Source organism: Microbacterium sp. P5_B6 (genome assembly GCF_056400345.1).
Map to the genome: position 1 here is coordinate 199,033 of NZ_JBFULL010000002.1, position 26,022 is coordinate 225,054.

Annotated in this window: 28 protein-coding genes; 16 read left to right on the forward strand and 12 right to left on the reverse strand. The window is 68.7% G+C overall.

Annotated elements, in window-relative coordinates; translation table 11 throughout:
* Positions 1–171: 171 nt before the first annotated feature.
* The 4 genes from AC1DP3_RS02625 to AC1DP3_RS02640 all read left to right on the forward strand — a co-directional run bounded on the left by AC1DP3_RS02625 (position 172) and on the right by AC1DP3_RS02640 (position 4,535).
* Positions 172–951: an isoprenyl transferase gene (locus tag AC1DP3_RS02625; protein ID WP_477291005.1), complete on the forward strand. Its 780-nt coding sequence runs from the start codon at positions 172–174 to the stop codon at positions 949–951.
* A gap of 56 nt (positions 952–1,007) precedes the next feature.
* Positions 1,008–2,129, forward strand: coding sequence for an aminotransferase class V-fold PLP-dependent enzyme (locus AC1DP3_RS02630; RefSeq protein WP_477291007.1), 1,122 nt, complete (start codon positions 1,008–1,010; stop codon positions 2,127–2,129).
* Between the two features lie 291 nt (positions 2,130–2,420).
* Positions 2,421–3,719 carry a PhoH family protein gene (locus tag AC1DP3_RS02635; protein ID WP_477291857.1) on the forward strand — a complete coding sequence of 433 codons (1,299 nt, stop codon included), beginning with the start codon at positions 2,421–2,423 and terminating at the stop codon, positions 3,717–3,719.
* Positions 3,720–3,917: 198 nt separating this feature from the next.
* Positions 3,918–4,535: a hypothetical protein gene (locus tag AC1DP3_RS02640; RefSeq protein WP_477291009.1), complete on the forward strand. Its 618-nt coding sequence runs from the start codon at positions 3,918–3,920 to the stop codon at positions 4,533–4,535.
* Positions 4,536–4,640: 105 nt separating this feature from the next.
* Here AC1DP3_RS02640 and AC1DP3_RS02645 read toward each other — a convergent pair whose 3' ends face one another.
* Genes AC1DP3_RS02645 through xseA form a run of 7 tightly spaced genes read right to left on the reverse strand, consistent with a single transcriptional unit; the run spans position 4,641 to position 11,144 of the window.
* Positions 4,641–5,297 (reverse strand): response regulator transcription factor, encoded by a 657-nt coding sequence (locus tag AC1DP3_RS02645; protein WP_477291011.1) that lies wholly within the window; start codon positions 5,295–5,297, stop codon positions 4,641–4,643.
* The gene (locus AC1DP3_RS02650; RefSeq protein ID WP_477291013.1) at positions 5,294–6,811 is read right to left on the reverse strand and encodes a sensor histidine kinase; all 1,518 of its coding nucleotides are present in this window, start codon (positions 6,809–6,811) and stop codon (positions 5,294–5,296) included. The genes AC1DP3_RS02645 and AC1DP3_RS02650 overlap by 4 nt, the downstream gene beginning before the upstream one ends.
* A gap of 52 nt (positions 6,812–6,863) precedes the next feature.
* Entirely contained in the window at positions 6,864–8,258 is a 1,395-nt protein-coding gene (locus tag AC1DP3_RS02655) for a class II fumarate hydratase (protein WP_477291015.1), read from the reverse strand.
* A 30-nt stretch (positions 8,259–8,288) separates the two neighbouring features.
* On the reverse strand, positions 8,289–8,927 hold the full coding sequence (locus AC1DP3_RS02660) for a carbonic anhydrase (RefSeq protein WP_477291017.1): 639 nt from the start codon (positions 8,925–8,927) through the stop codon (positions 8,289–8,291).
* The gene (locus AC1DP3_RS02665) at positions 8,924–9,565 is read right to left on the reverse strand and encodes a DUF4245 family protein (RefSeq protein ID WP_477291019.1); all 642 of its coding nucleotides are present in this window, start codon (positions 9,563–9,565) and stop codon (positions 8,924–8,926) included. The genes AC1DP3_RS02660 and AC1DP3_RS02665 overlap by 4 nt, the downstream gene beginning before the upstream one ends.
* Positions 9,565–9,807 (reverse strand): exodeoxyribonuclease VII small subunit, encoded by a 243-nt coding sequence (locus AC1DP3_RS02670; RefSeq protein WP_477291021.1) that lies wholly within the window; start codon positions 9,805–9,807, stop codon positions 9,565–9,567. Before AC1DP3_RS02670 ends, AC1DP3_RS02665 begins: the two co-directional genes overlap by 1 nt.
* Positions 9,804–11,144: an exodeoxyribonuclease VII large subunit gene (gene xseA, locus AC1DP3_RS02675; protein ID WP_477291023.1), complete on the reverse strand. Its 1,341-nt coding sequence runs from the start codon at positions 11,142–11,144 to the stop codon at positions 9,804–9,806. The genes AC1DP3_RS02670 and xseA overlap by 4 nt, the downstream gene beginning before the upstream one ends.
* A gap of 98 nt (positions 11,145–11,242) precedes the next feature.
* Here xseA and AC1DP3_RS02680 point away from each other — a divergent pair, with 98 nt between their 5' ends.
* The 4 genes from AC1DP3_RS02680 to AC1DP3_RS02695 all read left to right on the forward strand — a co-directional run bounded on the left by AC1DP3_RS02680 (position 11,243) and on the right by AC1DP3_RS02695 (position 14,158).
* Positions 11,243–12,277: a 4-hydroxy-3-methylbut-2-enyl diphosphate reductase gene (locus AC1DP3_RS02680; protein WP_477291859.1), complete on the forward strand. Its 1,035-nt coding sequence runs from the start codon at positions 11,243–11,245 to the stop codon at positions 12,275–12,277.
* The gene (locus AC1DP3_RS02685) at positions 12,274–12,843 is read left to right on the forward strand and encodes a DUF6264 family protein (protein ID WP_477291025.1); all 570 of its coding nucleotides are present in this window, start codon (positions 12,274–12,276) and stop codon (positions 12,841–12,843) included. The genes AC1DP3_RS02680 and AC1DP3_RS02685 overlap by 4 nt, the downstream gene beginning before the upstream one ends.
* Positions 12,844–12,950: 107 nt before the next feature.
* Entirely contained in the window at positions 12,951–13,457 is a 507-nt protein-coding gene (locus tag AC1DP3_RS02690; protein ID WP_477291027.1) for a sigma-70 family RNA polymerase sigma factor, read from the forward strand.
* On the forward strand, positions 13,454–14,158 hold the full coding sequence (locus tag AC1DP3_RS02695) for a zf-HC2 domain-containing protein (protein WP_477291028.1): 705 nt from the start codon (positions 13,454–13,456) through the stop codon (positions 14,156–14,158). Before AC1DP3_RS02690 ends, AC1DP3_RS02695 begins: the two co-directional genes overlap by 4 nt.
* Before the next feature lie 84 nt (positions 14,159–14,242).
* On the opposite strand, the gene fbaA is transcribed toward AC1DP3_RS02695, so the two are convergent.
* Positions 14,243–15,271, reverse strand: coding sequence for a class II fructose-bisphosphate aldolase (gene fbaA / locus AC1DP3_RS02700; RefSeq protein WP_477291030.1), 1,029 nt, complete (start codon positions 15,269–15,271; stop codon positions 14,243–14,245).
* Positions 15,272–15,456: 185 nt separating this feature from the next.
* On the opposite strand from fbaA, the gene glpX reads away from it, so the two are divergent.
* Complete coding sequence (glpX, locus tag AC1DP3_RS02705; RefSeq protein ID WP_477291032.1) at positions 15,457–16,446, forward strand: class II fructose-bisphosphatase; 990 nt, start codon at positions 15,457–15,459, stop codon at positions 16,444–16,446.
* 174 nt (positions 16,447–16,620) lie between these two features.
* A complete protein-coding gene (locus AC1DP3_RS02710) occupies positions 16,621–16,866 on the forward strand; it encodes a UDP-N-acetylmuramyl pentapeptide phosphotransferase (RefSeq protein ID WP_477291034.1) in 246 nt (81 codons plus the stop codon).
* A gap of 27 nt (positions 16,867–16,893) precedes the next feature.
* Here AC1DP3_RS02710 and AC1DP3_RS02715 read toward each other — a convergent pair whose 3' ends face one another.
* Both AC1DP3_RS02715 and AC1DP3_RS02720 read right to left on the reverse strand, forming a co-directional pair.
* A complete protein-coding gene (locus tag AC1DP3_RS02715; RefSeq protein WP_477291036.1) occupies positions 16,894–18,294 on the reverse strand; it encodes a DNA recombination protein RmuC in 1,401 nt (466 codons plus the stop codon).
* 94 nt (positions 18,295–18,388) lie between these two features.
* Positions 18,389–19,012, reverse strand: a complete 624-nt coding sequence (locus AC1DP3_RS02720; RefSeq protein ID WP_477291038.1) for an exonuclease domain-containing protein — start codon at positions 19,010–19,012, stop codon at positions 18,389–18,391.
* A gap of 281 nt (positions 19,013–19,293) precedes the next feature.
* Between AC1DP3_RS02720 and AC1DP3_RS02725 the strand changes: the two genes are divergently transcribed.
* Positions 19,294–20,805: a S8 family serine peptidase gene (locus AC1DP3_RS02725; protein WP_477291039.1), complete on the forward strand. Its 1,512-nt coding sequence runs from the start codon at positions 19,294–19,296 to the stop codon at positions 20,803–20,805.
* 161 nt (positions 20,806–20,966) lie between these two features.
* Entirely contained in the window at positions 20,967–22,040 is a 1,074-nt protein-coding gene (gene ychF, locus AC1DP3_RS02730) for a redox-regulated ATPase YchF (protein WP_477291041.1), read from the forward strand.
* A gap of 80 nt (positions 22,041–22,120) precedes the next feature.
* Here the strand turns inward: ychF and AC1DP3_RS02735 are convergent, their stop codons facing one another.
* Positions 22,121–23,053 (reverse strand): SDR family oxidoreductase, encoded by a 933-nt coding sequence (locus AC1DP3_RS02735; RefSeq protein ID WP_477291043.1) that lies wholly within the window; start codon positions 23,051–23,053, stop codon positions 22,121–22,123.
* Positions 23,050–23,487: a nuclear transport factor 2 family protein gene (locus AC1DP3_RS02740; RefSeq protein WP_477291045.1), complete on the reverse strand. Its 438-nt coding sequence runs from the start codon at positions 23,485–23,487 to the stop codon at positions 23,050–23,052. Before AC1DP3_RS02740 ends, AC1DP3_RS02735 begins: the two co-directional genes overlap by 4 nt.
* 77 nt (positions 23,488–23,564) lie before the next feature.
* On the opposite strand from AC1DP3_RS02740, the gene AC1DP3_RS02745 reads away from it, so the two are divergent.
* The 4 genes from AC1DP3_RS02745 (at position 23,565) to AC1DP3_RS02760 (ending at position 26,019) form a co-directional block, all read left to right on the forward strand.
* Positions 23,565–24,209: a TetR/AcrR family transcriptional regulator gene (locus AC1DP3_RS02745; RefSeq protein ID WP_477291047.1), complete on the forward strand. Its 645-nt coding sequence runs from the start codon at positions 23,565–23,567 to the stop codon at positions 24,207–24,209.
* Positions 24,210–24,279: 70 nt separating this feature from the next.
* Positions 24,280–24,858 carry a carboxymuconolactone decarboxylase family protein gene (locus AC1DP3_RS02750; protein ID WP_477291049.1) on the forward strand — a complete coding sequence of 193 codons (579 nt, stop codon included), beginning with the start codon at positions 24,280–24,282 and terminating at the stop codon, positions 24,856–24,858.
* Complete coding sequence (locus tag AC1DP3_RS02755) at positions 24,851–25,144, forward strand: hypothetical protein (protein WP_477291051.1); 294 nt, start codon at positions 24,851–24,853, stop codon at positions 25,142–25,144. Before AC1DP3_RS02750 ends, AC1DP3_RS02755 begins: the two co-directional genes overlap by 8 nt.
* A 95-nt stretch (positions 25,145–25,239) precedes the next feature.
* Complete coding sequence (locus AC1DP3_RS02760; RefSeq protein WP_477291053.1) at positions 25,240–26,019, forward strand: glucosamine-6-phosphate deaminase; 780 nt, start codon at positions 25,240–25,242, stop codon at positions 26,017–26,019.
* Positions 26,020–26,022: the final 3 nt, after the last annotated feature.

Sequence of the window (26,022 nt, forward strand, 5' to 3'; positions counted from 1 at the left end):
GTCGTCCTCGACGTCGTCCACGTCGTCCATGGCGGAATCCTCGGGTTTGCGGTTCACTCGAGAAGCCTACGACTCGGCGCATACCCGGAGCGGCACGCACGCGACCGGCCGCGAGCCCCGCTTCGACCGGGGACATCGGTGCACGGGGAGACGGCGTTGTACGGTAGGCGTGTGACGGCGTCGAACGAGGGCAGAGGGCCCCTCTATCGGCTCTACATCAACCGGCTCCGTCGTCGCATCGATCGTGACGCCGCCCCACACCACATCGCCATGATGATCGACGGCAACCGCCGATGGGCCCGGCAGCTGGGATACGACACCGCGGCACACGGGCACCGTGCCGGCGCAGCCAAGATGCGCGAGTTCCTCCGCTGGTGCGACGACATCGGAGTCCGTGTCGTCTCGCTCTACCTGCTCTCCAACGACAACCTCCGCAAGCGCGATTCGCGAGAGCTGGCCGATCTCATCGAGATCATCGCCGAGCTCGCCGACGAGCTCTCGCACGAGAAGGACTGGCGCGTGCAGCACGTGGGCCGTGCCGACATCCTGCCGCCGGAGCTCGCGCGCGTGCTGGCGGATGCCGAAGCGCGCACCCGCGAGAAGTCCGGGCTCCACGTCAACCTCGCGGTCGGCTACGGAGGCCGTGGCGAGATCGTGGATGCCGTGCGGAGCATCATCATGAAGCACGACGAGGAGGGTGGCTCGCTCGAGGAGCTCGCGGCCAGCCTGACGCCGGAGCAGATCGGCGAGCACCTCTACACGGGCGGCCTTCCCGACCCCGACCTCGTGATCCGCACCTCAGGCGAGCAGCGCCTGAGCGACTTCCTGCTGTGGCAGAGCGCGCACAGCGAGTTCTACTTCGTCGAGGCGCTCGGTCCCGACCTGCGCGAGGTCGACTTCCTCCGCGCGATCCGGGACTTCACCACCCGGGAACGGCGCTTCGGCGGCTGATCACGCCTGGAATCCGCCGCGCCACGGCGTGATCGCCTGCATGCCAGAATGGCGATGTGACCGATTGGGAGTCCTTCCTCACCTCATTCGACGGCGAACCCGGGTATCTCGACTGGGCGGCCTTCGGCCCCCTGTCGCCGAATGTGCGGGCAGAGGTCCACGCCGACGCCGAGCTGCTCGGCTCCGGCAGGCCGTCGAGCCTCGACCTCGTCGCCGATCACGCACGTGAGGCTCGCGATCTGCTGGCTCAGCTGCTCCGGACCGATGCCGAGCAGGTGGTGCTGCAGCCGTCGACGACGTACGGGCTCATGCAGGCGATCTACGGCCTCTCCGGTGGCCTGATGGTCTCGCGCGCCGAGTTCCCCAGCATCACCGTCGCGGCCTCCCGCGCTGAGACCGCATCCGACCGCCTTCGGGTCCAATGGCTCGAGGCGCCCGGAGGCTTCGTGACCCCCGAGGCGGTCCGTGAAGCGCTCACGGACGACACCGAGGCGGTCGCGCTGAGCTTCGTCGACTTCCGTACCGGGTACCGGGCAGACCTCGGCGCCCTTCGCGACGTCATCGGCGATCGGCTCCTCATCGTCGACGGAGTCCAGGGGATCGGCGCGGTGGATGCCGACTGGTCCGCCGCCGACGTCGTCTGCGGCAACGGCTACAAGTGGCTGCGCGCCGGCCGCGGTACGGGGTTCTCGTGGTTCAGCGAGCGCGCGCTCGAGCGGATCGCCCCCGTGCTGTCGGGCTTCGCGGGGGTGGAAGGGGATCTGCCGGTGGATGCCGTGCCCCCACCGGCGCCGTCGGCGCAGGCGTTCAGCGTGTCGGGCCCGGATCATCTCGCGTTCGCGCGCCTCGCAACGGGGGTGCGCGATGTCCTCGAGGCGGGAATCGAGTCGATCGAGAGCGAATTGGTGGCACGGTCCGGTGACGTCATGTTCTTCGCCGACCGCTATGACATCCCGGTGGTGACTCCGCGCGACCCTGAAAGGCGTGCAGGGATCGTCGCGCTGGCTCCGGCGCCGCCGGATGCCGCACCCCTCGCCGCATCACTGGCCAATCACGGCCTCACGGTCACGGTGCGGTCCGACCTGGTGCGGGTGGCGCCGCACGTGGGCACGGGAGCGGATTCCCTGCGTCTGTTCGGCGATGCGCTCGCGGCATTCTCATCGACCCGGGTGTGGTGACAGCTCAGGTTCACTGACCGTGTGCGGATCGGGACAGCATCCGTCATCTCCGCGTTCCGTTGTTCACCAACCTGTAACAGCAATCCAGCGTGTCTGCCGCGGCTGCGTAACACGACGGACGTAGCGTCGAGCCAACGGGCAAGGAGCCTGTTCGAGTCGGCCTTTCGGATTGCGACTCGTGACCCTGGTCGACTCGCTGACTGCCGGGCGAACAGCCCGGGGCGGGAGTGGGTTGTGACCACACGAGCACCACACAGGCAGCACCGCGAGACGGCTCTCGAGGCCGATGCAGTGGGGGAGGTGCTCTGCACATACGTGCTGGACACCTCGGTGCTGCTGAGCGATCCGCGGGCCTTCTTCCGCTTCGCCGAGCACAACGTCGTGATCCCGGTCGTCGTGATCACCGAGCTCGAGGGGAAGCGGCATGACCCCGAGATCGGGTACTTCGCCCGTCAGGCACTGCGTCACCTCGATGAGCTGCGCATCGAGCACGGACGCCTGGACTTCCCCGTCCCCGTCGGCGAGGGCGGCACTCTGCGCGTCGAACTGAACAACACCGACCCCACGGTGCTGCCCTCCGGCATGCGCCTCGGCGACAACGACAGCCGCATCCTCGCCGTCGCGCTGCACCTGGCGCATGATGAGCAGGAAGTGGTGGTCGTCTCCAAGGACCTGCCGATGCGCGTCAAGGCGGCGTCTCTCGGCATCACTGCCGAGGAGTACCTCGCCGAGCAGGCTATCGACTCCGGGTGGACCGGCATCGCCACGCTCGACGTGTCGGGCGACGAGCTGAGCGACCTCTACGAGAGCGAGGTCGCGCTCAGCGAAGGCGTGATCGGCCTGCCGATCAACACGGGCCTCATCATCCACTCGGAGCGCGGGTCGGCCCTCGGACGCGTCACCGGTGAGGAGTCGTACCGCCTTGTCCGCGGCGACCGGGACGTCTTCGGCCTCCACGGCCGCTCCGCCGAGCAGCGCATCGCGATCGACCTCCTCATGGACCCGGATGTCGGGATCGTCTCGCTCGGAGGGCGCGCCGGCACCGGAAAGTCCGCCCTGGCGCTGTGCGCGGGCCTCGAGGCCGTCTTGGAGCGTCAGCAGCAGAAGCGGATCATCGTCTTTCGCCCGCTCTTCGCCGTCGGCGGTCAGGAGCTCGGATACCTTCCCGGCGACGCGCAGGAGAAGATGAACCCCTGGGGACAGGCCGTATTCGACACGCTCGGCTCGGTCGTCTCAGGCAATGTCATCGAAGAGGTGATCGAGCGAGGGCTGCTCGAGGTCCTACCGCTCACGCACATCCGGGGACGCTCGCTGCACGACGCGTTCGTGATCGTCGACGAGGCGCAGTCGCTCGAGCGCAACGTGCTCCTCACGGTCCTGAGCCGGATCGGCCAGAACTCGAGGGTCGTCCTCACGCACGATGTCGGTCAGCGCGACAACCTGCGCGTGGGTCGTCACGACGGCATCGCCTCGGTGATCGAGACGCTCAAGGACCACTCGCTCTTCGGCCACGTGACCCTCGTGCGCTCCGAGCGCTCGGCCATCGCGGCGCTGGTGACCGACCTGCTGGAGGCCAGCGAGCTCGCCTGACCTGATGCTGATCAGAGGGGCCGGGATGCCGCATCCCGGCCCCTCTGCACCCTCGGTGTGAGCCCCGGACGAGTGTCAAGATGAGAAGAGTCTCATGCCTTTCTCGCCGTCCTCTCACTCTCGGATGCCACCATTGAAGGGATGCAGGGCCGAATGCTCTGCGTCTGCCACTGGGGGCATTCGATACGGGAGTGACGAATGGACGCACGCACGGGATTCGCCGCAGGCGGATTCATCGTCGGCGCGACCTTCGTCGCCGTCGCGTGTGCCGTCACCTTGAGCAACAGCGCCGCCCTCGCCGATGCGCCCGGCGTCGCCGCCGGTCTCGCCACCATCCGCGTGAGCCCATCGTCGGCCGGCACGACCCCCACCCCACGCGCGTCTGCGCCCGGGGCCGGCGCAGCAGAGAACTCGGTGCCCGCGCCGTCGACATCGGCAGAGGTCGTGCCCGCCCCTGAGCCGCGTGACGTCTCGGCGCCGGCTGCTCCCGCGGCCGAGGTTCCCGGTGCCCCTGTCGCCCCGGCACCGGCCGCCCCCGACTATCTGGGTTTCTCGAAGGAGCAGATCCAGGACGAGGCGGTCCGCAGCGGTTCATGGGATCGGCTGCGCGCCTGGGCCGTCGCGCAGGGCTGGGCCGAGCAGCGCATCGAACACTGGATCGAGATGCTGCAGGGCAAGGCAGTGGCAGGCTCGGGAACGGAATCGCTCATCGGTTCCGCCCAGAACAAGACTCCCGCGAACGCGGGCCACGAGAGCGGACGATATTGGTCCGGCGTGAATAAGACGCAATCGCCGAAGCCCCCACGAGGCGATTGACGCGGGCCGGAGTCCCCCAGCTCCGACCCCTTCCCAGCCCCCGGCGTCCCCCAGCGCCGGGGGCTTCTCTCTGCCCGAAGCGCTGTCAGGAAGTCGCTGCCCGGATCACTCCCAGCGGTAGCCCGAGCCCCGTACGGTCGCGATGTGGTGCTGCCCGAGCTTGCCGCGCAGGTACCTGACATAGACGTCGACGACGTTCGAGCCGGGGTCGAAGTCGAGTCCCCACACGCGGCTGAGCAGCTGCTCGCGGCTGAGCACGTGGCCCGGATTGCGCAAGAACTGCTCCGCGAGCGCGAACTCCCGCGCCGAGAGCTCCACTTCTCGATCCGCGACAGTGGCGCGCCGCCCGAGGATGTCGAGCACCACGTCGCCATGAACGAGCGACGTCGACGCGGGTTGAGGGCTCTCGCGCAGACGCGATCGGACCCGCGCGAGCAGCTCGTCGAAGGTGAACGGCTTCGACATGTAGTCGTTGGCTCCGGCATCCAGTCCCTCGACGGTGTCTCGGGTGCTGGAGCGCGCGGTGAGCATGATGACCGGCACGACGCTGCCCCGGTCGCGGAGTTCCCGCAGCACCTCGAAGCCGTCGATGGTTGGAAGTCCGACGTCCAGCAGCACGAGGTCGACATCGGGTCGCAGAGCTCGATCGAGCGCTTCGGCGCCGTCTTCTGAGATCGTCGTCACGTAACCCGCGGCCTCGAGGCCCCGGCGCACGAATGCGGCGATTCGCGGCTCGTCCTCTGCGATCAGGATGCGGGTCATCCGGCCGCCTCTCGTTGGAGTACGACATCGCCCGCCCGGACGGGCTGGGGGAGTGCCGACGATGGAAGGGGAAGGTGGATCGTGAAGGTGGCTCCGCCACCCGGGGTGTCGGTGACCACGCAGCGGCCCCCGTGAGCTTTGGTGATGGCATCGACGATGGCCAGACCGAGCCCTGAGCCGCCGACCGTCCGCTTGCCCTGCGCACGGTCGAACCGCCGGAAGATCCGGTGCCGGGCCGCGGGCGGAATGCCAGGCCCATGGTCGAGCACCCAGAGTCGAGCATCCTCGTCGTCCAGCGCGCTTCCGATCTCGATGGGGGAGCCCTCCGGCGTGTACTTCGCGGCGTTGTCGGCGAGCTGCAGCCAGGCCTGCAGCAGCCGGTCATGGTCCGCGCGGATGACGCCGATCGCCTGCGCCTGCACGCTCCACTCGTGACCGGGGATGGCTGTGACCAGCTCGCCGACCCGGGCCGTGAGGCTCGACAGCTCGACGTCGCCCACGGCGAACTGCTCGCCCTCGACGGTGGCGAGCAGGTCGATGTCGTCGACGAGGCGAGTCATCCGGTCGAGCTCGGCGATGCCGATCTCGCGTGTGCTCTCGACGTCTTCCACATCCGACGGGTCCATCATCTCGAGGTGGCCGCGGATGATCGTGATGGGCGTCTTGAGCTCGTGGCGCACGTCATCGAGCAGCTGACGCTGCACGTCCACCGAGCCTTCCAGTCGATCGAGCATGGAGTTCACGGTGCGGGTGAGGTCGGAGATGTCGTTGTTTCCCTGCTCCGGGAGCCGGGGCGAAAGATCCGTGATCGTGATCGAGTCCGCGGCATCGCGGATGTCCCGGATGGGCGAGAGCAGGCGACCGGCCACGAACCAGCCCACGATCGCGATTGCGACGACCATGGCGACCGCGGCGATCCAGTACGTCGCGACGGCGGCCGTCACGGGCGCGAGTTCGGACTGCAGATCCACCGCCCTGATGTACAGGCCGGCGTGCGGGTCGCCCTCCACCTCGACCGGGATCGCGATGTACCGCAGCGCGCCGCGCTCGGTCGCCGCGGTGCCGATGACGGTTCCATCCTTCGCCTCGGCCTCAGCGACCGCGCGTTCGATCAGCGCCGACTCCCGCGATATGTCGAAGCCCGACAGCGTCTCGGGACGGTAGCGCGGCGTCCCGTCGATCACCGCCAGCGATGACTCGTTGCGGCCCGTGACGAGCAGCGCCACCGCGGCGTGGAGGTACTCCTGGACTGTCGAGAAGTCCTTCCGGTCGAGTCCCTCGACGGCGGTCGGAGTTGTGCTGGTGTCGGCATCCGGGTCCTCGGCTGCCGTGCCGGCCACCGACTGCAGCATCCGCACCTGCGCGCGCAGCCGATCGTCCACATCATGGATGACGCGTTCTCGCTGCACGAGGAAGGTCACGCTTCCCACGATCGCCAGACCGATGCACGCGACCGCCAGGATTGCTCCCAAGATGCGGGCGCGCGCCGAGATCGGTCGGGGCGAACGCGTCATGCCCCGATTATCGCCCCGCGCCGACCGCCGCGATACGCGTTCGGGCGCCTGATCAGCCAGGGTGCGTCATCGAGAGCAGATCGAGCTTCTCGTCCAGCTGTTCGACGGTCAGCTCTCCGCGCTCGACATAGCCGAGGTCGAGCACCGCCTCGCGGACGGTGATGCCCTTGGCCACCGAGTGCTTTGCGATCTTCGCGGCCGCTTCGTACCCGATGAGCTTGTTGAGCGGTGTCACGATCGAGGGCGACATGCCGGCGTACGCCGCGGCGCGGTCGACGTCGGCTTCCAAGCCCTCGATCGTCTTGTCGGCGAGCAGGCGCGAGGCGTTCGCGAGCAGCCGGATCGACTCGAGCAGCGCCGTTCCCATGACCGGGATGGCGACGTTCAGCTCGAAGGATCCGGAGGCGCCTGCCCAGGCGATCGTCGCGTCGTTGCCGATGACCCGCGCGCACACCATCAGGGTCGCCTCGGGGATCACGGGGTTGACCTTGCCGGGCATGATCGATGAACCCGGCTGCAGATCGGGGATGTGCAGCTCGCCGAGACCCGTGTTCGGCCCCGAACCCATCCAGCGCAGGTCGTTGTTGATCTTCGTGAGCGAGACCGCGATCGTGCGCAGGGCTCCGGATGCCTCCACCAGGCCGTCGCGGTTGGCCTGGGCCTCGAAGTGGTCCTTCGCCTCGGTGATCGGGAGCTCGGTGTCGGCCACGATGAGTTCGATGACCTTCTGCGGGAAGCCGAGCGGCGTGTTGATGCCCGTGCCGACGGCCGTGCCGCCGAGCGGGACCTCGGCGACGCGGGGGATCACCGCCTGGACGCGCTCGATCCCCAGACGCACCTGGCGGGCATAGCCGCCGAACTCCTGCCCGAGGGTCACCGGGGTCGCGTCCATGAGGTGCGTGCGCCCCGACTTGACGACGGACTTCCACTCCTCGGACTTGGTCTCGAGGGCGACGGCGAGGTGGTCGAGTGCCGGGATGAGCCCGTCGATCAGATCCTGCGTCACGGCGATGTGCACGGAGGTCGGGAAGACGTCGTTCGAGGACTGCGACGCATTGACGTGATCGTTGGGGTGCACCGTCTGGCCGAGATCCTGCGTCGCGAGCGTCGCAAGCACCTCATTCATGTTCATGTTCGAGGAGGTGCCGCTGCCGGTCTGATAGACGTCGATCGGGAACTGGTCGACATGGCCGCCGGCGATGACCTGGTCGGCCGCACGGGCGATGGCGTCGGCGATCGTGCCGTCGAGCGTGCCGAGTTCCTTGTTCGCCAGCGCCGCGGCCTTCTTGATCCGTGCGAGCGCGACGATCTGCGCCGGGTCGAGCGGGTCCCCCGAAATGGGGAAGTTCTCGACCGCGCGCTGTGTCTGGGCGGCATACAGAGCGTTCCTCGGAACGCGCACCTCGCCCATGGTGTCGTGCTCGATGCGGTAATCGGTCTCGGTCACTTCTTCGTCCTCCGAAGGGTCAGGGTAGGTTCAGGCCGCGTCATCGATGACGCCGACCGTGATCGAGGGCACGACGGTGCCCTCGTCAAGGCGGTAGTTCGCGCCGACCAGGGCGACGCGGCCCTCGGCGACGGCATCGCTGATGAGCTCCGATGCCTGCAGCAGGTCCGCCACGGTGTTGTTCAGGTGCTCCCGTCCGACCGACTCCGGGTCGATGTCGAGGGGGCCCTCCACCCCGATCACGCGGCGCACCGCGGTGACGATCGGCGCGATCTGAAGCCAGATGTTGGGCGGCAGGAGAGGCGCCTCCGGCTGGGTGCTGTCGATCGCGGCGCGCACGGCCCCGCACTCGTCGTGGGCGAGCACCACGATGAGCGGCACTTCGAGCACGGCCACCGCGTATTCAAGACTGCCGATGACCGAGGCGGAGGTCACCTGCCCGGCGTTGCGCACCACGAACAGGTCGCCGAGACCCTTGTCGAAGATGATCTCGGCTGCGAGGCGTGAGTCCGAGCAGCCGAAGAGCGCGGCACGGGGCTTCTGCCCGCCCGCGAGCTCATGACGCCGCTCGACATCCTGGCGAGGATGAATGGGCTCACCCGAGACGAAGCGGTCATTGCCGCGCATCATCTCGTTCCAGACCTTCCCAGGGGTGGGACCGTCGGTCATCGTTCCTCCTCGGCGATCTCACGCAGCTGGTCGGCCAGAGCCGCCGCCGCGACCTTCGCGGTCTTCTCATCCGCAGAGCCGTAGACCATCACGGTGTCACTGCCGGCCTGCGTGCTCATGGCGAACGAGACGTTGCCGGCGCGCGAAGGATCGGGAATGTCGTACACATCCCACACGATCCCGTCGATGGTGACGGTGCCGTCCGAATCGGCACCGTTGAGCGCGCGCGTCGCCCAGGCGGGATCCGCGTCGAACCCCTGCGCGACGCGCAGGAAGCCGGATGCCTCGTCCGGCAGGTAGACGATCGTCCACGCCCGCACCGAGTCGCCTTCGATGCCTGCAGAGTTCGCGAGCCACTCCTCGGGGACGGCCGGGTCGATCACGGTTCTGCCCTCGGATGCCGAGACGTCCGCCGCGACCGCCGAGACGTCGATGGGCTCGCGCTCGGGGAGCGATCCGCGGGGAACGGCGAAGACGATGACGATGACGACGGCGAGGGTGACCAGCAGCGCCGCCACGAGATTGCGGGTGTTCTGGCTGGCGCGATAGGCGCGCGAGAACTCGGCCTTGCGATCCGCCGTCTCCTGGGCGGTCTCGGGACGGCCGAGTTCGGCGACCACCCGCGGGCCTCTCGCCATCACGCGGCTCCGCCGTCCGTGCTCTCCGACGCCGGACGAGCCTCCTCGAGTCGGCGCTTGGCCCCCAGCAGCCACTCCTCGCAGCGCTCGGCCAGCGCCTCGCCTCGCTCCCACAGCGTGAGCGAGTGCTCGAGAGTCGGCGACCCCTGCTCCAGCTCGGCGACGACGCGCATGAGCTCGTCCCGGGCCTGCTCGAACGACAGAGACGCGACGTCGGGGCGGTCTTCGCTCGACACGGTCATGCCTTCCATCCTAATTCGGCGGGGTCGGGCGTCGTGGCCGGTGCCTCGACCTCGAGGGACTGGGGGGACTCGGCGATCTCGCCTTCGGAACGCGCGCCGAACGATCCTCTGGCGACGGTGACGACGACTCCCGCTCCAGGCGGCGCCTGCTCGGCATCCCGCACGATCACTCCGTCGGGCAGGTGGGCGATGGCGTAGCCGCGCGCCAGGGTCGAGGCCGGCGACAGCGCGCGAAGCGACGCGCGCAGTTCGGCCATCGCCCGGCCCTGGGTCTCGAGCCGGCGCTCGATCACCTCGCGTCCTCGGGCGACCTGCAGCCAGAGGTGATGGCTGCGCGACTCGATCATGGTCTCGGGGGAGCGCAGCGCGGGGCGCGAGCGGACCTGCTCGAGGTGCGCGATGTCGTTCTGCAGCCGATGGGTGAGGCGCGTCGTCAGGCGGGAGCGCAGCTGTGCGACGGTGGCGCGCTGCTCGGCGACGTCCGGCACGACGCGCTTGGCCGCGTCCGTGGGGGTCGATGCGCGGAGATCCGCGACATCGTCGAGGATCGGGTGGTCGTTCTCGTGCCCGATCGCACTGACGACGGGAGTGGACGCCGCCGCGACCGCACGGACGAGCCGTTCGTCGCTGAACCCGAGGAGCGTCTGCGGGTCTCCGCCGCCGCGCGCGACGACGATGACGTCGACGTCCGGGTCGGCGTCGAGGGCCTTGAGAGCCGCGATCACCTCCGGCACGCAGCGGTCGCCCTGCACCGCGACGTGCTTCGTGTGGAAGCGCACCCGCGGCCACCGCAGCTCGGCGTTGCGGTGCACGTCCTTCTCGGCATCCGAGTTCTCTCCGGTGATCAGTCCGACGACGTGCGGGAGGAAGGGCAGCGGCTTCTTGCGCGCCGGGTCGAACAGCCCCTCGGCACGAAGCTGGGCGCGCAGGCGCTCCATCCGCTCGAGCTGATCGCCGAGGCCGACGTGGCGCATCGATGACACGGAGAAGCTGAACGCTCCCTGCTTGACGAAGTAGTCGGCCTTGACGCAGGCGATCACGTGGTCGCCCACCTTGAGATCGGCGGGCACCCGCTGCAGGGCGGTGGACCACAGGCGGAAGGAGATCAGCGCCTCGGAGCCGAGGTCCTTGAGCTTGCCGTAGACGTTGCCGCCGCGCCTGTCCCATGAGGTGATCTCGCCCTCGACCCAGACCGAGCCCCACTTCTCGATGAAGCCGCGGATCGTCTCATTGAGCCGCGCCACGGATGTCGGCGCCTGAGGACTGGACTCGCGGGGGTGGACGGACTCCGCGGGCGGTGGCTCCCCGGGCACGACCTCGGCCTGGAAATAACTCATGGGGTCCTTCCCTCGGGCGGACGCCCTGTGGCTGTTGTGCGCCGCCGTAGACTCGAGGGGTGAGTTCGGCTTCTGCAGCACCCGCGGTCCGCATGCCTATGCCGCGGGTTCCGCGACGGCGTGAGCGCCTCAAGGATATCCCGGTGGACGGACAGAAGCAGGTGCTGCTGGCCTCGCCGCGCGGGTACTGCGCCGGTGTCGACCGCGCGGTCGTTGCCGTCGAGAAGGCGCTCGAGCGCTTCGGCGCTCCGGTGTACGTGCGCAAGCAGATCGTGCACAACATCCACGTGGTGACCGAGCTCGAGGCGGCCGGCGCGATCTTCGTGGAGGAGGTCGACGAGGTTCCCGAGGGCGCCAACGTCGTCTTCAGCGCGCACGGGGTCTCTCCTGCCGTGGTGGCTGCGGCATCCGATCGAGGTCTGCAGGCGATCGACGCGACCTGCCCGCTCGTGACCAAGGTGCACCGCGAGGCGGTGCGCTTCGCGCGCGACGACTACGAGATCCTGCTCATCGGCCACGTGGGGCACGAAGAGGTCGAGGGCACTGCAGGTGAGGCGCCCGAGCACGTCACCATCGTCGGCTCGCCCGAAGAGGCCGACACGGTCGTGGTGCGCGACCCGTCGAAGGTCGTCTGGCTGTCGCAGACGACCCTGTCGGTCGACGAGACGATGGAGACGGTGCGGCGGCTGCGCCTGCGTTTCCCGCAGCTGCAGGATCCGCCTTCGGACGACATCTGCTACGCCACCCAGAACCGTCAGGTGGCCATCAAGAAGGTCGCGAAGGATGCCGAGCTCGTCATCGTCGTCGGCTCCGCCAACTCGTCGAACAGCGTGCGTCTGGTCGAAGTGGCGCTCGAGTACGGCGCGAAGGCCGCGTACCGGGTCGACTACGCCGACGAGGTCAAGCAGGAGTGGCTCGACGGCATCTCCACCATCGGCGTGACGAGCGGCGCCTCGGTGCCCGATGTGCTCGTGCAGGAGGTGCTCGAAGAGCTCGCCGGCGCCGGTTACCGCAACGTGCACGAGGTGCGGACGGCTGAGGAGGACCTCATGTTCTCGCTCCCCAAGGAGCTGCGGCAGGATGTCGAGGGCCGACGCGACGACCGTGCGCTCGGCGGACGGAGCCGCTCGTGAGCACCCCCAGTGCACCCGAGGAGCGCCCCCGCCCGCAGTACGGCGAGTACGCCACGCCCGAGGAGCAGCGCGCTCGCATTCAGCAGCCTGATGTGACCTGGGCGCTCGAGACCGGACAGGCCGCCGAGGGTGGTCAGGCCCACCCGGCGCCTTCGGGGGGAGCACCGGTCGCTGCGCCGGTCTCGGGGATGACTCCGGGGCGGGGGGTCGACCGGGCCGTGACGCTCGCCCTCCTGGCCCTCGGCGCACTCAACGTGATCATCACCGCCGTGACGTACTTCGATCTCGTGGGGCTCGCGAATCAGGCGTTCTCCCTGCTCGGCGTCCCGGGTGAATTCACCAATGTCGAATCCGCGCAGCTGTGGGGGCCGATCGCCGCGGTCGCACTCATCACGGGCTTCGTGCTGACGGCGCTCCTCGCGTGGCGCAGTCTGCGCGCCGGTCGCATCTCATGGTGGATCCCGGTGGTCGGCGCCATCCTCACGTACATCGTCGTGTACGTTTGCCTCGCCATCCCGCTTCTCGGTGATCCTGCCTTCATGGAGTACTCCACCACGCTCTCCTGACCCGCGCGGGGGATACTCGAGGCACCGGAGCTGTCTTCTGCTCCGCGCGGCCGACAGGTCTGAACCATTCCGCGCGCCGGATCGTGCTCTCTGCGAGGAGGTCTGCGGTGTCGATCGACCAGGAAGCGCGTCTCGTGGCGCTCTATGACGCGCACGCGGCGCCCATCTGGCGCTACGTCGTGCGTCTCACCGGCGATCGCGCCGGTGCAGACGACGTCGTGCAGGAGACACTCCTGCGCGCCTGGCGCTCGCCGAGAATCCTCGAGCAGGAGCCGTCGACCACGCGAGCCTGGATGTTCACCGTGGCCCGGCACATCGTCATCGACGAGGCGCGCAGCGCGCGCCGCCGTCACGAGCGGACGGTCGACGAGCTTCCGGAACGGGCGACGGGAGACGACACGGATGCGCTCTTCGACGCCATCATCATCCGGGAAGCCCTCGCCTCGCTCACTGCAGAGCATCGAGCGGTCATCGTCAAGGCGTACTACCGCGGACTCAGCATCGCCCAGACGGCGGCTGAACTCGGCATCCCGGACGGCACCGTCAAGTCCCGGCTGCACTACGGACTGCGCGCGCTGCGCCTCGCGCTTCAGGAAAGGGGGGTCACCCGATGAACCCCGAACACCCCCGCTTCGCCCAGTGGGATGCCGCGTATGTCGTCGGTGCTCTGCCACCGGCGGAGCGCCGTGAGTTCGAGGAGCACCTGGCTGACTGCGCCGAATGCCGGCGGGCCGTCGCCGAGCTCTCGCCGGCCGTCGGCCTGCTCTCGCGACTGACTCCCGAGGATGCCGAGCGCATCGACGCGGAGGTCGCTGAAGCAGGGGGCGCGGAGGACGACGTGAGCCGTCCGGTCGAGATCCTCTCGTTCGCGAGGGAGCGGGCGCTGCGCCGTCGCCGCAGGCGTGTCGTCGCGTTCGTCGCCGCTGCCGTGCTCATCATCGCGGCGGTGGCCGTGCCGTTCGCGGTGTCGTCGTTCGTGCGTCCCGCCGCGGAGTCGTTCGCGCTCCAGAGCGTCGTCGAGATCCCGCTGGAGGCGAGCGTGCGGCTCACGTCGGTGGACTGGGGGACGCGCATAGAGCTCGACTGCCGGTACCCCGCCGCACCGGACGCCGATCCGGATGTCAGCTGGACGTACGCCCTCGCGGTGGTGGACGCGGCGGGGGAGACATCGACGGTGTCAACCTGGCGCGCAGGACCCGGGTCGGCGGCCCGGCTGTCGGCCGGGACCGCCCTGGCCGTCGACGACATCAGCAGTGTCGAGATCCGATCGATGAGCGGGACCGTGCTGATGAGCTACGACCTGGACGAGCGCTGATGCGATGAGACAGCGGATGCCCCGGCCCGCGGTGGGCCGGGGCATCCGGTGTCGTCGTGCTCTGCTCTGCGTCCTGCGGGTTCGTCAGCTCTGCGATTTGCCCGCGGAGCCGAGCTGCCGCGTGGCTTCGGCGACACGCGCCGCCATCGCCGACTCGGCGACCTTGCCCCAGGCGCGCGGGTCGTAGGCCTTCTTGTTGCCGACCTCGCCGTCGACCTTGAGGACGCCGTCGTAGTTCTGGAACATGAAGCCCGCGACCGAGCGCGTGAACGCGTACTGGGTGTCGGTGTCGATGTTCATCTTGATGACGCCGTTCGAGACGGCTGTCGCGATCTCTTCGTCGGTGGAGCCGCTGCCGCCGTGGAAGACCAGGTCGAGGGGCTTCTCGCCGGTGCCGAACTTCGCTGCGATGCCCTCCTGGATCTCGCCGAGCAGCTCGGGGCGCAGCTTCACGTTGCCGGGCTTGTAGACGCCGTGCACATTGCCGAAGGTGAGGGCCGCGATCCAGCGGCCGTTGTCGCCCAGCCCCAGGCCTTCCACGGCCTTCGTGACGTCCGCCACGGTCGTGTACAGGGCCTCGTTCGAGCCTTCGTGCTTGACGCCGTCCTCCTCGCCGCCGACGACGCCGATCTCGACCTCGAGGATCGCGTTGATCGCCTTGAGGCGGGGGAGCAGTTGTTGGGCGATCTCGATGTTCTCGTCGAGGGGCACGGCGGAGCCGTCCCACATGTGGGACTGGAAGATCGGGTTGCGGCCCGCCTTGACCTCTTCCTCCGAGGCGGCGATGAGGGGGAGGACGAAGTCCTCGAGCGCCGGCTTGGGGCAGTGGTCGGTGTGCAGGGCGACCGTGATCGGGTAGCTCTTCGCGACCTCCGTCACGTACTTCGCGAACGCGAGCGCGCCCGTCGCGCGGGCCTTGACCGTGTGGCCGGCGAAGTAGTCGGCACCGCCCGTGGTGACCTGGATGATGCCGTCCGAACCGGCCTCGGTGAGACCCTGCAGGACGGCGTTCACCGACTGCGAGCTCGCGGCGTTGATCGCGGGGTAGGCGAATCCGCCCGCCTTCGCGCGGTCCAGCATGTCGGCGTACTGCTCTGGGGTTGCGACGGGCATTTCGAGCTCCTTGTTCGGGGACGTTCAGGGCCACTCTAGCGAAGGGGTGTCTGACGGGGGATGCCTCAGCTCGTCTCCGGGGCGGGCCTCGCGACTCTTCGCGCTGGTGAAAGAATCGTGAATCCTTCAGGCCGGCGTCACAGAAATACCCCGGACTCCGCCAAGGCCGCGGCTAGGCTGACGACATGGTGAGCCTTACGGAAGACATGAGCCCTCTGCATCCCGATCGCAACCTCGCGCTCGAACTCGTGCGGGCGACGGAGGCGGCCTCGATTCGCGCCGTGCCGTTCATCGGTCGGGGTCAGAAGGAGCTCGCCGACGGCGCAGCGGTCGACGCGATGCGCGCGTTCCTCACCACGGTGAACTTCGACGGGGTGATCGTGATCGGCGAGGGCGAGAAGGACGACGCCCCCATGCTCTTCAACGGCGAGTCGGTCGGCAACGGCCGAGGCCCGCAGTGCGATATCGCCGTCGACCCGATCGACGGCACCACCCTGACCGCCGAAGGGCGCAACAACGCGCTGTCGGTCATCGCGGTGTCGGATCGCGGGACGATGCTCGACGCCTCCTCCGTGTTCTACATGGACAAGATCGTGACCGGACCGGCCGGCGTCGGCGTCGTCGACATCGAGCTGCCGATCGCCGAGAACATCAACCGCCTCGCGAAGGCGCTCGGCAAGCGTGTCGATGAACTCGTCGTCTCGGTGCTGAACCGCCCGCGCCACGCGCAGCTCATCCAGGACATCCGCGACGCGGGCGCCGGCACGCGGCTGATGTCGGACGGCGATGTCGCCGGCGGCATCAACGCCGCACGTCACAACGCCCGCACCGACATGTGCGTCGGGGTCGGCGGCAGCCCGGAGGGGATCGTGACGGCGTGCGCCATCAAGGCCCTCGGCGGACACATCCAGGGCCGCCTCTGGCCGCGGGATGACGACGAGAAGCAGCGCGGGATCGACGCAGGCCTCAAGCTCGACGGCTATGTCTACGAGGCCGATGAGCTGGTGAAGGGCAAGAACACGATCTTCGTCGCGACGGGCGTCACCAACGGCGAGCTCGTCGCCGGCGTGCGTCGCGAAGGCGACTTCGTCTACACCGAAAGCGTCGTTCTCCGCGGCGCGTCGGGCACGCTGCGCAGGATCACCTCGGAGCACTTGACGTCGAAGTGGCTCTGATCTTCTGACCGCGTCCGAACGGCTCGCCCGACCGGCCATCGGGTGGTCGGCGGTCGTCGGGCCGTATTGTACCGGTTTGGCGGCGGGCGGTTGTCCTTCGGGCGCAGAGGGCCGGTCTCTGGCAGAATGGCGATGCGTCCAGTCGGGCGCGGAACCGGAGCCGAGGGGATGCGGATGACCGCGCAGAGCACGGGTCCTCAGACCGGCGCACAGGCCGTTCTGCAGAATGCGGCGATCCACAATGCCGCCCGACAGACCGCGATGGCGCATGCCGCGGATCCGGCCCGGCGTCCCGACGTCTTCTTCCGCGTACGTCGCGACGAGGGTCACCAGATCTCGGCGTGGTGGATGATCGGCGCTTTCGTGCTCGTCTCCGCCGGTGTGATCGCTCTCATGAGCCTGGTTCCCGGCGGGGCTTGATTCTCCGTCGTACCGCTCTGGCGTGAGTCATTCGCGCGGCGCGATGCGTCCCCGCAGCTCGCCGAGGTCGGCAATCAAAGCCGGTTCCGCGTCGATGCGGGCGGTCGCTTGTTCGGCCATGGCCTCCGCTCCCGAGGCTGCGAGCGCGGCCGAGCCGGTCGACGGCAGCGCTCCCGCGGGAACGGCCGGGGCCCGGTCTGTGCTGACGCCATCCAGCAGTTCGGGCGCCGTCAGTCGGCGAGGCGCACGCTCGATGACGGGCGGCGTCGTCAGGGAGTCCAGCTTGGTCGCATCGATGCCCGGGAACTTGCGCGCGCTGACGAGCACCCGGGACTCGAGCGAACCGGCGAACTTGTTGTAGCTGTCGACCGTGCGTTCGATGGCTCGGCGCAGGTCGTCTGCGTGCCCGGCGAGGCTGCCGAGTCGCTCGTAGAGCTGGTTGCCGAGTTCGAAGAGCGCACGTGCTTCTTGCGAGACGTCCTGCTGCGTCCAGGTGTAGGCCACGGTCTTGAGGACTGCCCACAGGTTGACGGGGGAGGCCAGAGCGACACGCTTGCCGAAGGCGTAGTCGAGGAGTGACGGATCCTCTTCGAGCGCAGCGGCGAGAAGCGATTCGCTCGGCACGAAGCAGACGACGAACTCGGGACTCGACGAGAGCCCCGCCCAGTACGTCTTCTTCGCGAGGGCATCGATGTGGGACCGCACAGCCTTCACATGCTTCTCGAGCAGGGTCTTTCGTCGGGCCCCTTCGCTGCCCTGGGCCGTCAACGGGATCGCACTCGCCTCGAGGTAGGCGTCGAGCGGCACCTTCGCGTCAACGGCGAGAGCTTTGTCGCCGGGAAGTCGGATGACCATGTCGGGGCGGCCGGCTCCGGCATCCGTCGTGATGGAGGTCTGCGTCTCGAAGTCCACGTAGCGGGTCAGTCCCGCAGCCTCGACGACGCGGCGCAGCTGGGTCTCGCCCCAGACGCCGCGGGTGCTCCCGGAGCGCAAGGCGCTGGCGAGGGATTCGGTCGTGGCACGCAGCGATTCACCGGCCTCGTGTGAGTGCCTGAGCTGCTCGGCGAGGGTGCCGAACTGCTCCTGCCGGTCGCGCTCGAGGGTGTCGACCTTGAGCTGCATGGCCTGCAGGGATTCGCTCACCGGTGCGAGGGCGCGCAGCACGGCCTGCTCGCGGCGCTCTCGCTCTTCTCGGGTCGCTTGATCGTGCCGCGTCTGGGCGGCCAGCTCGCGATAGAGCAGCTGCTGATGGTCGAGCTGAGCCTGCGCACCGGCACGTGCCGCCTCCGCCGCGGCGACGCGGGAGCGGAGCTCTCCGCGCTCCTCGTTCGTGCGATTGGCGCCGCGCGCGAGCCCCGCGAACCAGCCCGCGAGGACACCGACGGCGAGGCCGATGAGAACGAGCGTCGGCGCGAGCAGTGCATCCATGTGAGAAGCATCTCGCGAACCTCCGACATTGCCGGGGCGCGGCATCCCACGCGCGTGTTATCGATGGGGGCCAGGATGCCTCGTGCGCGGAACGTTAGAACGCGGCCGAGAACTCCGCGAGATCGAGCATGGGTGCGGGCGCCTGCACAGGCGCGGGGATCTGAGAGATGCGGAGGCCGACAGAGTGCATGACCCCGTAGATGTCTCTCGCTCCCGTGCGCATGCCCACGTCGATCATGATGTGGGCGCACGCGAGCGCATCCGCGGCGGCGTCGTGGTGCGCGAAGTCCATGAAGCCGGCGACCGCAGCCACCGAGGGAAGCCGGTAGGAGTCGAGCTGGTAGACGCGGCGTGCCACCTGGAGGCTGCACACGTAGCGGTACGACGGACAGATGTCGTCGGTTGCTTCGCACGCGCGGCGCAGCACGCTGACGTCGAAGCCGGCATTGTGCGCGACGAGCACGTCGTCTCCGATGAAGGCCGCGAGCTCATCGAACTGCGCGCTCCACCCTTTGGCGTCGCGGACATCCTCTTGCCGGATGCCGTGGATGCGGGTGTTGACATCGAAGAATCGATCGTGGCCGGCGGGCGGCTGAATGAGCCATCCCGCGGTCTGAACGACGACCCCGTCGCGGACCCGGGCGAGACCGACGGCACAGGCCGATGCGCTGCTCGAGTTCGCGGTCTCGAAGTCGATCGCGGTGAAGTCGAGGGGCACTTCGCCAGCCTCACCCGGCCTCCGCCGACCTGATCGAAGGCGCGCCGAGGCGACGAGGCATCCGTCACGCACGGCGTCGTCCTGTCTCGCCGAGCTCGTGTCCGGACGTCCGTCCCGCACCCTCTTGTTGTGGATAGGGCCCGGGACTAGCGTCATCAGCGCGGACCCGAACCGGCGACCCCGGGTCGGTCGCGCCTCGGCGATGATGCCGAGGCAGGAACACGGCGTGGTGCTGCGCGATCGTGCGAGGCTGCGCCGAAGTCAGGATGGAGCATCCACTCATGCCAACTCTGAAGAGACTTATCGCGCCGCTCGGCGCATTGCTCGTCGCGGGACTGTGTCTGGCGGGGCCGCCCGCCATGGCCGCGCAGACGGCAGCGGTCGCAGCAGCGCCGACAGCGGTGTCGACCGGTCAGCAGACCTATCTCGTGCTCTACAAGGGCACGAGCATCTCGTCGTCGTCGCTCGGCGCCGTCGCGACTGCCGGCGGCACGGTCGTCAGCACATTCCCGCAGATCGGGGTCGCGGTCGTCCGCTCCGACCGCGCCGGCTTCGGGTCGGCTCTGCGGGCGCTCGACAGCAGCGTCTCGGGTGCCGCCGCCACCGCCGGTCTCGGCGTGCAGTTGGATGAAGAGACGGATGCCGCAGCTTCCATCAGCGCCATCGACGCCTACACGACCAACGACCTCACCGGCCTGCAGTGGGACATGGATCAGATCGGCGCGCCCGAGGCGCACGCGATCAACCCCGGCAGCGCGAGCGTCGTCGTCGGCGACATCGACACCGGCCTGGACTGGTCCCACCCCAACCTCGCGCCGAACGTCGACTTCAGTCGCAGCGCGTCGTGCGTGGGCGGCGTGCCCAACCCCGACCCGGCCGCCTGGATGGATGACAACGGCCACGGCACGCACACCGCCGGCTCGATCGCCGCGGCCGACACGGGCGCAGGCATTGTGGGCGTGGCACCTGGCGTGAAGGTCGCCGGAATCAAGGCGGGCGACGCGGACGGGTTCTTCTACCCCGAGGCCGTTGTCTGCTCCTTCATGTGGGCGGCAACGCACGGCATCCAGGTGACGAACAACAGCTATTTCGCGGATCCGTGGCTCTTCAACTGCAAGAACGACCCCGAGCAGCGGTCGATCTGGGAGGCCGAGCGCCGAGCCATCGCGTTCGCGCAGAAGCAGGGCGTCGTCGTCGTGGCCGCCATGGGCAACCAGTCCGATGACCTCGCGCACCCGACCCAGGACATCACCAGCCCCGACAACACGACCGCCGTGACGCGTGAGATCTCCAACGCGTGCGCTGTCGTCCCGGTCGAGGTCCCCGGTGTCATCGGTGTCAGCGCGAACGGCAGCCTGGGCTTCAAGTCCTACTACTCGAGCTACGGCGTCGGGGTGACCGACGTCGTCGCTCCGGGTGGCGACCGACGCTTCCAGATCCCGGCGGCGACCGGCAACGGCCGTGTGCTCTCGACCTGGCCGGTGACCCTGCCGTGTGCCGTGCCGCTCGCCGGTGAGCCGGGATACTGCTGGGCGCAGGGCACCTCGATGGCCTCGCCGCATGCCGCGGGTGTCGCCGCTCTCATTGCGAGCACCGGCGTCACCAGCCCGCAGAAGGTGGCGGCCCTGCTGCAGCAGCAGGCCGACCCCATCGGCTGCCCCACCGACATGTCGGTGTACGACCTCTTCCCGGCGCTCGACAATGATGCACCCCAGGTGTGCCAGGGTGGGCTCGGTTCGAACGGGTTCAACGGACGCGGGCAGGTGAACGCGTTGACGGCTGTCGGCGGATGACGCGGCTCGCGTGAGGATTCGGCCCCGGGGTCACAGCGCCCCGGGGCCGACGATCGCGATGGCCCCGGGCATCCGCTCCATCGGCGAGCTGTCGACCCGGAGCGCCCTGAGAGTGCTCGCCGCCCGGGAGCGGCATCCGTCCCGAACTAGGATGGATGCCCGTGGCTCTCACTATCGGCATCGTCGGCCTGCCCAACGTCGGCAAGTCCACCCTGTTCAATGCGCTGACCAAGAACGACGTCCTCGCGGCGAACTACCCGTTCGCGACGATCGAGCCGAACGTCGGGGTCGTGAGCCTTCCGGATCCGCGTCTCGAGAAGCTCGCGGAGGTCTTCCACTCGGAGCGCATTCTGCCCGCGACCGTGTCGTTCGTCGACATCGCCGGCATCGTGCGCGGCGCCTCCGAAGGGGAGGGTCTCGGCAACCAGTTCCTCGCCAACATCCGTGAGGCGGACGCCATTGCGCAGGTCGTGCGTGGGTTCACCGACGACGACGTCGTCCACGTCGAGGGCGGCGTGAACCCGAAGAACGACCTCGAGACGATCAACGCCGAACTGCAGCTCGCCGACCTCCAGACCCTCGAGAAGGCGATCCCGCGCATCGAGAAGGAAGTCAAGACCAAGCGATCGGATGCCTCGGTGCTCGATGCGGCGGTCGCCGCGAAGGACGCGCTGGAGCGCGGCATCCTGCTGTCGCACTCCGGTATCGATCTGGCGGCGATCAAGGAGCTCGGCCTCCTGACCGCGAAGCCCTACATCTACGTCTTCAACGTGGATGAGGCGGTGTTGACGGATGCTGCTGCCAAGGATGCTCTCGAGGCTCTCGTCGCTCCGGCTCACGCCGTGTTCCTCGACGCCAAGATCGAGTCGGAGCTCATCGACCTGGATCCGGAGGACGCCGCGGAGCTGCTCGCGTCAACCGGACAGGAGGAGTCAGGCCTCAACCAGCTCGCCCGCATCGGCTTCGACACGCTCGGGCTTCAGACCTACCTGACGGCCGGCCCGAAAGAGGCGCGCGCGTGGACGATCGGCAAGGGCTGGAAGGCCCCGCAGGCGGCCGGCGTGATCCACACGGACTTCGAGAAGGGCTTCATCAAGGCCGAGGTCATCTCGTTCCACGACCTGGTGGATGCCGGCTCCGTCCTCGAAGCGCGTCACCGCGGCAAGGCGCGTCTCGAGGGCAAGGAGTACGTCATGCAGGACGGGGATGTCGTCGAGTTCAGGTTCAACGTCTGACCCGCATTCTCCATGGTGGTTGAGACCTCCGCGGGCACTGACGGGGTTTCGCGCCGTTTGAGACGCGGGGCAGCGTACGTCTAGGCCCGCCGGTCTGCCGACCGGTGAGTCGGTGCCGCCGTGCGCGCGTGCGAGGGAAGTACCGCTGATCCCCCGCCTATCGTCTCGGAGCTGATCGCTCGCGCCACGAGCCACGACGGCACATCCCCGCCGCGGGCGTCGACGGGCTCCGGATGGTTCATCGAGATGGCAATCGAGGCCATCCGGGCGAGGTCGGCGCGGAACGGCGAGAGGCACAGCGCGACCATCCGGGCCAACGGCAGCGGAACGTGGCGCGGCGGTCCGCTCCATGAATTGGCCTGCTGGACCATCGCGGCGAGGTGGGAGATGCTCAGCTCTGCCGGTCCCCGCACCTCAAGCATCCGCCCTCGAAGCGACTCGTCGGTGGCAGCTCGCGCGACGACGGCCGCGACATCCCTCACATCGACGAACCGATGAAGCGCAGCACCGGAGCCGATGATGGCCGGCCGACCCGAACGGCCGGCGGATTGTGTGAGGATCATCGCCCAGGTCTGCGCGAACGCAGAGGCCCGCACGATCGTGTACCGAGCTCCAGACTCCCGGATCACGTTCTCGGCCCCCCACTTCGAGCGAGCAAGCGGCAGGGCGGCATCCGACGCGGCGCCGACGATCGACACCAGCACGACGGCGCAGCCTGCTTGTCGAGCGGCAGCGGCGACGGCCCGGCTGCCGAGCTCGTCGACCGTCCTCAGGCCCTTGGGCTCACGGCTCTCGACACCGTGAGAGGCGATCACGATGCATGAGGCGCCCTGCGCAGCCGCGATGACCGTGGCGGGATCCCGGATGTCGCCATCGACGAGCTCCACCGTTGCCGGCAGGAGGTGAGCGGAGGCCATCGCGTGTCGTGCGAGCACGCGCACCGTGTGCCGCGCGGCGAGTTGCCCGACCACGAGTCGCCCGAGGCGACCGGTTCCGCCGACGACGAGGATCATGAGCGGGGTGGCGAACCGACGGTCCGGACGGCCGCATCGGCGTCGATGCCGTCTCGGACGACCGGTGCGAGGTAGAACGTGCCCCTTTCGATGAGGCCGGCGACGACACGGAAGATCATCACGCCCCGCAGCACCCGCTCAGACCCGTCGGCTCCGTGCCCGCGGAGCGCGATCTCGGTCCACGCCATGGGCCCATCCACCACCAGCCCTCGTTCCTCGAGCACGAGATCAGGCATGCCTGCGAGGATGCCCGTCCAGTTGCGGCGCACCTGATCCGAGCCGCGGAAGCTGCGATCCGGCCGCGTCGGATCCTCGAGCGCATAATCGCGCGCGAAGTGGGCGACGATCCCGTCGAGATCGTGGCGGTTGGTGGCGCGGTGCAGGCTCTGCACGACCTCAGCCGGGGAGCGCTCCGGTGCAGCTTCGGTGACCATCGTCCGTGCCTTTCCGATCGGATGCCGTAACCTCAGTTATTCGATACAGTGAGCTGTATCTGATAAGGAGAATCCTCGTGTCCGACCGGCCTGTCAAGAGGAGGACCTACGACACGACCGACCGCCGAAGGCAGGCGGGCGAACGCCGGGCGCGCGTCGTGGAAGAGGCGGCCGCGCTGTTCCAGGCACAGGGGTTCGCGCGGACCACGGTGGACGCCGTCGCCACCCAGGCCGGGGTGTCGTCGGAGATGATCTACAAGTCCTTCGGCGGCAAGGCCGGACTCGTCCGAGCGATCTGGCATGACGCACTCGCGGGCACGGGACCAGACCACGCTGAAGAGCGGGCCGATGTCCTGTCGACAACCGCGCACAGCGGACGCGCCATCATCGAGGGCTGGCTGCGCCTCGGTCTGGAGGTTGCTCCCCGTGGCAGCCGGGTACTGGCACTCGTTCGGTCGGCGGCCCAGGTCGATCCCGAGGCGGCGGGTCTTCTGGCCGAGATCGAGAAGGGCCGGGGCGAGCGGATGCTGCACAATGCCCGGGCCCTGGAGGCCGGGGGCCATCTGCGACCCGATCTGCCCGTCGAGCAGGCTCGGGATGTGCTGCTCATCTTCTCGGCGGAGTTCTACGAACGCCTGGTGTCGTACGCCGGTTGGGACGTGGAGGCGTACGTCGTGATGACGACGCGGATGATGAGTGCCGCGCTGCTGCGGGAGGAATAGACGACGGGACGCGTGCCACGCTGGACATCAAGAGGCCGACTCCATCTGCCGGCCGGCTAAGGGGGCCATCATGATCGTCATCCCGCCCACCCTCGATGAAGCGGAAGGTCACGCCGCCGTGATGTACGAGAGCGATCTGCGCGACAACGGATTCGTCTTCAGCCACACCCAGATGATGGCGATGAATCCGGAGGCGCATCAGGCGTTCGAAGCCCTCGTCCGCGCGATCGTGCCTTCGATCGGCGTGCGCACCTTCGAGCTCGCCACCCTCGCTGCCGCACGTGTGATCCCCTCACCGCACTGCCTGCTCGCACATGGGCGCAAGACGCTTCGCGCGAACGCCCTCACCGAAGAGCAGCTCGAACGGGTTGCGAGGGACTACGAGACGGCGGACTTGAGTGAAGCGGATGTCGCCGTCATGCGCTTCGCCGAGAAGCTGTCGACGGATGCCGCGGCGATGACCGACAGCGACTCTCAGTCACTGCGCGACAACGGCTTCACCGACCGGCAGATCGTCGACATCGCGCTCGCCGCGGGCATCCGGAACTACTTCAGTCGAACGCTCCAGGCGCTTGCCGTGCCCGTGGAGGACGTCCCTGGACTCAGCCCGGAGCTCGCTGCCGCGCTGCTGTCGCCCATCGATGACTGAAGGCGCCGTGCCGGGGCTGTCGCCCGGGCGAGTGTCGCGCTCGCTGGCTGACGACGAGTCACCGCGGCGCTGTGACGAAGCGGCGATCGCGGCATCCGGTGCGCGCGGCGCGAGCGCCGTCTACGTCAACGACGTCTTCGTGCCCTTCGAGTTCGCCATGGAGACGGCGGCTCTCCTGCCCGGAGTGAGGCCCTGGATCACCGGCGAGCACGAGCACAACGGCCTGCGCGCCGGCGACGTGATGTCGCCGCTCGTCGAGCTCGCGCAAGGCCGTCGCGTGCGCTGACGCGACCCACCCGGATCAGGTGGTGGTGCGCGAGCGAGGAAGCCACTAACGTGGGGGCCGATCGCGGCTCTGACGCCGCAGAGACGAGGTGCTCGTTGGCTGAGATCGTGGTCGTGGACTCCAAGGCGGCTGCCGGCGCCCTGGTCGCCGACGAGATCGCCGCCCTCATCCGTCGTCAGCCCGACGTGGTACTCGGGCTCGCGACAGGCTCGACACCCACCCCCGTGTACGAGGCGCTCCCATCGCGCCTGCAAGGGGTCGATGTCTCGCGGGTGCGGGGATTCGCGCTGGACGAGTATGTGGGCCTCGACCCTCGGCATCCGGAGACCTACCGCAACGTGATCACGCGTGAGGTGGTGGAGCCCCTCGGCCTCACCCCCGAGCTGATCCACACCCCGAACGGCTCTCCTGAGGGGATCGAACACGCCGGTGACGATTACGAAGCCGCGATCCGCGATGCCGGCGGGGTGGAGCTGCAGATCCTCGGCATCGGCACCGGCGGCCACATCGGATTCAACGAGCCGGGCTCGTCCTTCGCATCTCAGACCCGCGTGAAGACCCTGACCGCCCAGACCCGGAGCGATAACGCGCGCTTCTTCGATTCGATCGACCAAGTCCCGATGCACTGCGTCACCCAGGGCCTGGGCACCATCCTGCGTGCCCGGCACCTCGTGCTGCTCGCGTTCGGTGAGGGGAAGGCGGATGCCGTCGCCGGCGCCGTCGAGGGTCCCGTCACCTCATCGCTTCCCGGCTCCGCGATCCAGCTGCATCCGCACGTGACCGTGGTCGTCGACGAGGCCGCGGCATCGAGGTTGCAGCACCTGGACTACTACCGATACGCCTACGACAACAAGCCGGCCTGGCAAGGGCTCTGACGC